This window comes from Salinibacillus xinjiangensis, from assembly GCF_009649735.1.
Taxonomy (GTDB): domain Bacteria; phylum Bacillota; class Bacilli; order Bacillales; family Alkalibacillaceae; genus Salinibacillus; species Salinibacillus xinjiangensis.
On the sequence record NZ_WJNH01000024.1, the window covers coordinates 1 to 520 of the forward strand.

1 rRNA gene is annotated in these 520 nt (G+C 51.5%); it reads right to left on the minus strand.

From position 1 onward, the window contains the following. Nucleotides 1-520: ribosomal RNA gene (locus GH754_RS19290) — 23S ribosomal RNA — on the minus strand; the annotation flags it as partial.

The window sequence follows — 520 nt, forward strand, 5'->3', positions numbered from 1 at the left end:
TGAGGCTAGCCCTAAAGCTATTTCGGAGAGAACCAGCTATCTCCGTGTTCGATTGGCATTTCACCGCTACCCACACCTCATCCCCGCACTTTTCAACGTACGTGGGTTCGGGCCTCCAGTAAGTGTTACCTTACCTTCACCCTGGACATGGGTAGGTCACACGGTTTCGGGTCTACGACCACATACTAAAAAACGCCCTGTTCAGACTCGCTTTCGCTGCGGCTCCACATCATCTGTTTAACCTTGCATGGGATCGTAACTCGCCGGTTCATTCTACAAAAGGCACGCTGTCACCCAGCATTTTTCCAAAGGAAAATATGCATGGGGCTCCAACTACTTGTAAGCACACGGTTTCAGGTTCTCTTTCACTCCCCTTCCGGGGTGCTTTTCACCTTTCCCTCACGGTACTGGTTCACTATCGGTCACTAGGGAGTATTTAGCCTTGGGAGATGGTCCTCCCAGATTCCGACGGAATTACACGTGTTCCGCCGTACTCAGGATCCACTCCGGAGGAAACAAG